Annotated in this window: 7 protein-coding genes; 1 reads left to right on the top strand and 6 read right to left on the bottom strand. The window is 69.9% G+C overall.

Going from position 1 to position 7049, the window contains the following annotated elements; all coding sequences use genetic code 11:
• From D7V80_RS39630 to D7V80_RS39620, 3 genes are all read right to left on the bottom strand, one after another.
• On the bottom strand, positions 1 to 2665 hold a 2665-nt coding region (locus tag D7V80_RS39630; RefSeq protein ID WP_120592966.1), incomplete at its 3' end, for a non-ribosomal peptide synthetase.
• Between the two features lie 79 nt (positions 2666 to 2744).
• A complete protein-coding gene (locus D7V80_RS39625; protein ID WP_120592965.1) occupies positions 2745 to 2966 on the bottom strand; it encodes a hypothetical protein in 222 nt (73 codons plus the stop codon).
• Positions 2967 to 3387: 421 nt separating this feature from the next.
• Positions 3388 to 3846 carry a GNAT family N-acetyltransferase gene (locus D7V80_RS39620; protein ID WP_120592964.1) on the bottom strand — a complete coding sequence of 153 codons (459 nt, stop codon included), beginning with the start codon at positions 3844 to 3846 and terminating at the stop codon, positions 3388 to 3390.
• Between the two features lie 106 nt (positions 3847 to 3952).
• On the opposite strand from D7V80_RS39620, the gene D7V80_RS39615 reads away from it, so the two are divergent.
• Positions 3953 to 5398 (top strand): HAMP domain-containing sensor histidine kinase, encoded by a 1446-nt coding sequence (locus tag D7V80_RS39615; RefSeq protein WP_120592963.1) that lies wholly within the window; start codon positions 3953 to 3955, stop codon positions 5396 to 5398.
• A gap of 44 nt (positions 5399 to 5442) precedes the next feature.
• Here the strand turns inward: D7V80_RS39615 and rnk are convergent, their stop codons facing one another.
• From rnk to D7V80_RS42050, 3 genes are all read right to left on the bottom strand, one after another.
• Complete coding sequence (rnk, locus tag D7V80_RS39610) at positions 5443 to 5847, bottom strand: nucleoside diphosphate kinase regulator (RefSeq protein ID WP_120592962.1); 405 nt, start codon at positions 5845 to 5847, stop codon at positions 5443 to 5445.
• Positions 5848 to 5905: 58 nt separating this feature from the next.
• Positions 5906 to 6376 carry a CBS domain-containing protein gene (locus tag D7V80_RS39605; protein ID WP_120592961.1) on the bottom strand — a complete coding sequence of 157 codons (471 nt, stop codon included), beginning with the start codon at positions 6374 to 6376 and terminating at the stop codon, positions 5906 to 5908.
• Between the two features lie 388 nt (positions 6377 to 6764).
• Positions 6765 to 7049, bottom strand: a 285-nt coding sequence (locus D7V80_RS42050; RefSeq protein ID WP_158616778.1) for a hypothetical protein, incomplete at its 5' end; no start/stop codon positions are given.

Below are 7049 nucleotides of genomic sequence, written 5' to 3'. Positions count from 1 at the left end.
CCGTCGTCCCCACGCACACGTCCTGCCTCCCCGTGTACCGGCTGAGCACCACCCCCAGTCCCGCCACCAGACTCATGAAGAGCGTCGCCTGCTGCTCCCGGCTGCACCGCGCCAGCTTCTCCGCCAGCCCCGACGGGTAGCGGTGGCGCACCGTCGCCGCCCTCCACGCCCGGCTCGCCGTGCGCGGCGCGTCGTAGGGCAACTCCAGCCCGTCCTCGTACCCCTCCAGCTTCCCCTTCCAGTACGCCAGGTGCTCCGCCAGCGGCTGCCCTCGCTGCCATACCGCGTAGTCTCCGTACTGCACCCGCAGCGGCGCCAACGCCCCTCCCTCCCCTCGCGCCGCCACCGCGTACAGGTGCCTCAACTCCTCCAGCATCACCCCGAAGGACCACCCGTCCGTGATGATGTGGTGCAGCGTGCTGACGAGCACGTGCTCCTCCTCCGTCACCCGCAGCACCGCGGCCTTCACCAGCCGCCCCGTCTCCAGCGAGAACGTCCCCCGCGACAGCTCACTCACCACCGCCTCCACCTGCCCCGCCTTCACCTCCCGCACCAGCAGCTCCACCTCCCACGCCTCTCCGATGAGCTGCACCGCTTCCTTGCCGCCCGGCGGCACCACGAAGCGCGTGCGCAGCGTCTCGTGCCTCGCCACCAGCCCCCGGAAGGCCTCCTTCAGCGCCTCCAGCGAGAAGCCCTTCCCCAGCAGCCGCAGCGTCCAGGTGATGTTGTAGCTGCTCCGCTGCTCCGGCATGTGCGTGTGCACGAACCACAGCCGCTCCTGCGCGTAGGACAGCGGCAGCCCCTCGCCCCGCTCCACCCGCTCCACTCTCCTCCCGCCTCCACCGCCCTGCTGCCGCAGCACCTCCACCGCCCGCGCCAGCTCCTCCAGCACCGGCGCCTCGAAGAGCAGCGTGATGGGCACCCGCACCCCCAGCTCCCTGCGGATGGCCGACACCACCTGCATGGCACTCACCGAGTGCCCTCCCAAGTCGAAGAAGTTGTCCTGGTGCCCGACGTCTGGGGCCTTCAGTGCCTCCCGCCAGATGTCGGTGATCCGCGCCTCCAGCTCGCTCGCCGGCACGGCGCTCGCCTCCGGCGTGATGCCTTCCGCCTCGGGCATTGGCAGCGCGGCGAGATCCACCTTCCCACTCAGCGTCAGCGGGAGCGCATCGAGCACCACGAAAGCAGAAGGAATGAGCGCGACCGGGAGATGCCGCAGCAACAGCAGGCGCAGCTCCCGCACGGACAAGCGTCGCGCGTCCTCCATCACCAGATAGGCGACGAGTCGAGGCTCCTTTGACAGCCCCTCCTGGATGACCACGACCGCCTGTCGTGCACCGGCCCTCGCGCGCAGGACCTCTTCGATTTCGCCCGGCTCGATCCGGATCCCACGCAGCTTGAGCTGTCGGTCCACCCGGCCGAGGAAGTCGAGCCGTCCATCGGCCGTCCAGCGCACCCGGTCGCCCGTCCGGTACATGCGCGCACCCGGAGTGCCCGAGAAGGGCTCCGGCACGAAGCGCTCGGCGGTGAGGTCCGCTCGTCCCAGGTAGCCGCGGGTCACGCCGGGTCCCGCGACGTACAGCTCTCCTTCCAGCTCCGGCGCCACCGGCCGCAGCTCCGCGTCGAGCACGTAGACCCGCGTGTTCTGGATGGGACGCCCGACGGAGGGGCGTGCTTCGCCTCCGGAAGCGCGCTCCAGGCTGGCGCAGACGGTTACCTCCGTGGGGCCGTAAGCATTGACGAACGTGCGACCGGCGCCCCAGCGCGCGACCATTTCCCGCGAACAGGCCTCTCCCGCGGAGACGAGCGTCGCGAGCTCCGGCAACCGCTCCTCCGGCAGCGACTCCAGCACCGAGGGCGGCAGGGTCACCATCGTGATGCGCTCGTCCCGCAGCACACGCAAGAGCTTCGGCCCGGGCGGGACGGCCTCGGGCGGGGTCAAATGCAGGGCCGCCCCCGACAGGTGCGCCATCAGGAAGTCCCACACCGACGCATCGAACGAGCTCGACGCGTATTGAAGTACGCGGTCTCCCGGCCCCAGCCCGAAGATGCGCCGCTGGGCCGCCGCCAGGTTGCAGGCGCCCCGATGGGGAACGAGGACCCCCTTGGGCCTGCCCGTCGAGCCCGAGGTGTAGATGATGTACGCCAGCTGCTCCGGCTTCGGAGGCGGCTCCAGCGGCGCCCCCTCCTGCTCGCGCGAGAGGTCCTCCGCCAGCGCGTCGATGCAGAGCCGGGGGAGTTCGACGCTCGACAGCCTCTCCGCGAGCGACGTCTGGGTCAGCATGCAGCCCGCGCGCGCGTCCGCGAGGATCCACTCCAGGCGCTCACGCGGGGCCAGCGGATCAAGCGGAAGATAGGCGCCCCCCGCCTGGAGGATGGCCCAGAACGCCACCACCGCGTCGGGACCTCGCTCGAGGCACACCGCCACCGGGACCTCCGGACGCACGCCTTCGCGGCGCAGTCGGGCCGCCAGCCGTGAGGCCCGCGCCTGAAGCTCCTGGTAGGAGAAGGAGCTTCCCTGGAAGGAGACCGCGACCGAGCCCGGCGTGGCCCGAACCTGCTGGTCCAACAACTCCGGCAACGAGGCACCGTCCGGATAGGGCTCGCCGGTCTCGTTCCACTCGACCAGCACTCGGCGCCACTCCGCTTCAATCACCGTCGACACACTGGCCAAGGTATTCCTCCCACCGCTTCCTCGGGCAACGCGGCTGAGCCAGCCGGGCGCTCACCCTACGTTCGCCGCATCAGCGGACCTGCTCCGCCGGGCTTCCGCGAAGTCGCTCGGGTGGGTCACCGACCCCGGCCCCGGAGACAAGGATGCAGCCAAACGCATCCAGGGACCGGATTTCGCGCCAGCAAGATTTGTCGTTGCGGACGACCAGCGGCGTGCAGCCGAACGTCTGGGCAACGTCGTCCGCAAGGTCCCAGCTAAACGAATCGTAGTGGCCGATGATGAGGCAGCGCATGGACCATGTGCCTTTCCCAGCCATCAGGTGCGTTGGGGGAGGGTTCCTTTCCAGAGCGAGCTCCGCTCGGCGGCACCGGGCACCCAATGTCCCCCTCGCGAGGAGAAGTTCCTCTCGGGTCACACCAATTCCAGAATCTGCCAGCCCCGTCTCCTATCCGTCAATGATCGGACCCTTTTCGCTTCGTGACGGTAGGGCCGTCTTGACTCACGCGCGCCAGCAAGGCCGTCAGGGTATCGCAGGCATGCGCGGCAGGTTGCCAGCCATCGGCGAAGCGAAGCGCTGTGCCAGCGTGGCCAGCCATGTCGCGGACGGAGCAATCCAGGCAGCGAATTGCCCCGGCGTCAGCTGGATTGGTGGAGGCGCGGGAAAACAAATCCGGTGTCGATGGACCCGGCCGCCGCGCAGCCGCAGCAGTGATTCAGAGAGGGCGCTTCATGCCCTCGTGGCTCGCCACGAATCCCAGCCGCGCGTAGAAGCGCTGGGCTTCGTGGCGGCGCTTGTCGGTGGTGAGCTGGATCAGCGTGCAGCCCCGGGCCCGGGCACGCCCCATCGCCTCGTTCATCAACGCCTCTCCAATGCGCTGCCCGCGCAGATCCGAGCGCACGCGCACCTCCTCCACCAGTGCCCGCCGGATCCCGCCGCGGCCCAGGCCCGGGATGTACGTGACCTGAAGCGTGGCGATGACCTGCCCGTCCTGCTCGCCCACGATGATCTCGTTGTTCGGGTCGGCGGTGATCTCCTTGAACGCGGCATCGACGGCGGGAGTGACCTCCTCGGCGTAGCCGGTGCGCGAGCGCGCGATGTCGTCATTCGCGAGCAGCGCGATGATGGTGGGCAGGTCGGTGAGGCGGGCGTTGCGGAAGGTCGTGGGGGGCATGGCGATAAGCCTATTCTGGATGCGGCCCCTGGAGTTCCCGTCGCATGCATGACGGAGCGGCGGGCCAGGCCTTGCTCATGGGGCGGTCCGTACGCATGACCATGCCATGGCCACTTCGCTCCCGCCCGGGAATGCTCCCTCCGGAAGGATGCTCGCGCTCGCCTTCACGGCCGTGGTGTGCAGCTTCGTCGCGGCGAGCTTCGTGGTTCAGCGCGCCTCCGCGCAGATCGGCGATCTCTCCGAGGGCATCATCTTCAATTCGGGGCCGAGCATCGAGCACCTGGCGCAGATTCGAAGGGCCGTGCTCGAAGTGGAGCTGAGCCTCGAACGCTATCTTCGCGAGCCCGGGAACAGGCGAGAGGCGGAGCGGACGCTGGAGGCGGACCTGACGCGCTTGAAGGACGCGGCGCGCGCATACCTGGACCTCCCACCGGTCCCCGGCGAGGAGCCGCTGCGCCTGGACATCCAGGCCTCCTGGCTCCAATTCGAGCAGCGGGTCCAGAAGGCGCGTTCCCTGGCGGATGCCCCACGGAACGCCAATGCGGCCGCGGCAGTCGGCAGGGACATCGTGGTGGCGCGCCAGCACTTCCTTGAATCCGTCACCCGCGCCATCGAGCACGATGCCATCTATGGACGGACGCTCGCGGGGAACATCCTGGAGACGCGCCAGAACACCCGCAGGCTCGCCACCGCCCTCAACGTCGTCTGCGGCACGGTCGCCATCATCATGGCGTGGTTGCTCCATCGTCAGGCGCGCACGCGACGAGCGCTCTTCGATGCACACGCCCGGTTCCTGCGCGAACGGGCCGCGGAGCTGGAGCACTTCGCGGGCCGCGTCGCCCACGACATCCGGAACCCGCTGTCCGCGGCGCGCATGGCCTCCGAGCTGGCCATCCGCCGGAGCGACGAGGGCCCGGTGGCGCAGTCCATCCGCCGCATCATCCGGAGCCTCCAGCGGGCGGACGCCATCACCGGCGCGCTGCTCGAGTTCGCACGGTCCGGGGCGAAGCCAGACCCGGGAGCCCGGACCGCCCCCAGCGAGGCCATCGCCGACACGATGGACGGCTTCGCGGCTGAAGCGGAGCACGCCCGGATCGAGTTCCACGTCGAGCCGCTCCCGGAGGTCCTCGTCGCGTGTGGCTCCGGCGTCTACCTGAGCCTGCTCGGCAACCTGCTCCGCAATGCAGTGAAGTACATGGGCGACGCCACGACCCGGCGCATCACCGTCCGGGTGACCACCGGCAGGGGCACCTTCGTCCGCACCGAGGTCATCGACACCGGCCCTGGGATTGCCCCGGAGCTGCTGCCCTCCTTGTTCGAGCCCTACTTCCGGGGCGCGACCGATGGCGCCGAAGGGCTTGGCCTGGGGCTCGCCACCGTGAAGCGGCTGGCGGAGGGCCACGGGGGGCGCGTCGGCGTCACGTCCGAGCCAGGGAGGGGCAGCACGTTCTGGTTCGAGCTGCCGCGAGCGGGCCCCGCCTGGGAGCTCGGCGCGGATGACGGCGAGTTCGCGGCGGGTACCCCCGAGCGAGACGTCACGCATCTCCAATAGCCGCGGGACGGGCCTTGAGGAGGTGACGTGAGCAGGGCGAGGAGTCAGGCCGCGGGTTGCTCGGCCAGTCCGGGCGGAGCGGACACGGCGAGGACATGCAGCCGCCGCTTCCCTCCCGGGACCTCCCACTCGATGCGCTGCCCCTCAGAGAGTCCGAGCAGCGCACTGCCGATGGGCGCGAGGACGGAGACGCAGTCCGCCCCGGTGCGCGCCTCCTGCGGGTAGCAGAGCTTGAGCTGACGGCGCATGCCCGTCTCGTCCTCGAAGACCACGGTGCTGTTCATCGCCACGACGCCGGGGGGCAGCGGCTCCACCACCTCCGCGCGGGCAAGCTCCTGGTCGAGGCGCTCGAGGAAGAGCGCGTCGCGCCCGGCCTCCTGCTGGTCGAGGATGCGCTGGAGGGAGTCGAGGTCCGCGGGGCTGATGAGGATTCGGGGATTGCGGCTCATGTCTGTCCTTTCTTCGGGGTCGCGGGTTTCCTGGGAGGGGTTGCGGGGGCGGGAGGCGTCAGCCGGCCATCGTGCCGGTCCACGAGGGCGGGTCACTCGCCGGGAACGATCCCTCGGAGGAGAGGTCCACGGCCTGGAGACGTCGCTGCCGACGCCGCTCCGCGCGCGCGAGCTCCAGGTTCGTGATGACGCCGGATACCTGCCCGTCCTCGCCCACCACCACGGCGATCCGGACGCCGGCGCGAGCCATGCGCGGAGCAAGCCGCGCGAGGCGCTCGTCCTCGCGTGAGAGGATGAAGTGGCTGCTGGCCAGGTCCCCGACGCCATGGAGAGGGTATCCCTGGGCCGCGAGCTCGGCGCCCAGGATGAGCCGGCGCAGCGTCACCAGTCCGCGGATCCGCTTCGCGTCCGCGATGACGATGAAGCCGTGGCCCGAGCGGGCCATGCGTGCCGCCGCCTCGCGCAGCGGCGTCCAGGGATCGAGCACGGCGATGTCGCCGAGCATGAACTCGCGAACGAACGTAGACATGGAAGACTCCCGTGGAGAGATTGTGAAGACGTGACGCGGGCAGGCCCCGGGCCTGTGCGGCGGACCGTGCACGCGGGGTGATGGGATGTCAGGCGGGTCTGGCCGTCAGCGGCGCTCGGCTAGCGAGACGCGACGGCCAGCGTCCCAAGCCAGGCGGCGGCCCTGTGGCGCATGGAGCGAGGCACACGCGGACCCTGCCCGTTCAATCGGATACTGAACGAAGCGAGGGTTGGGCACGTGCGCACGTCAAAGCTCCCGTGAGGTGGTGAGGCCGTCAGCAGCGCCCTGACAGCGGGCGGACCTGCCGATCCTCGGTGACAACCCATGAGGGCGACAGCATGTTCCCGGCGTGAGCCCGCGCCGTCTCAAGCACCGGATGAGAGGTCCGCTAGAGGGAGAACCTCACGCCCACCCGTTCATGCAGCAGATGAACGCTCGTGCCGAGCACCCGCACGTAGGTATAGGCAGCCTGCACGTTGAGCGAGAACCACCGGTTGGGATGCCACTCCACCCCGGCCCAGACCTCCGGGAAGGCGCCCAGGCGCGACTCGAAGTTGGGATCGTCGGAATCGCCGTCGTCATCATCGAAGTCGAAGTCGAGCGATTGCACGGTGGTGACGAGAGGAAGCCCCAGGAACTCCCTGCCCGCCCCCGCGGCCCCGAGCTTCAGCCC

The organism is Corallococcus sp. CA054B (assembly GCF_003611625.1).
Lineage (GTDB): Bacteria > Myxococcota > Myxococcia > Myxococcales > Myxococcaceae > Corallococcus > Corallococcus coralloides.
This window is presented reverse-complemented; position numbering and strand designations above follow the sequence as displayed.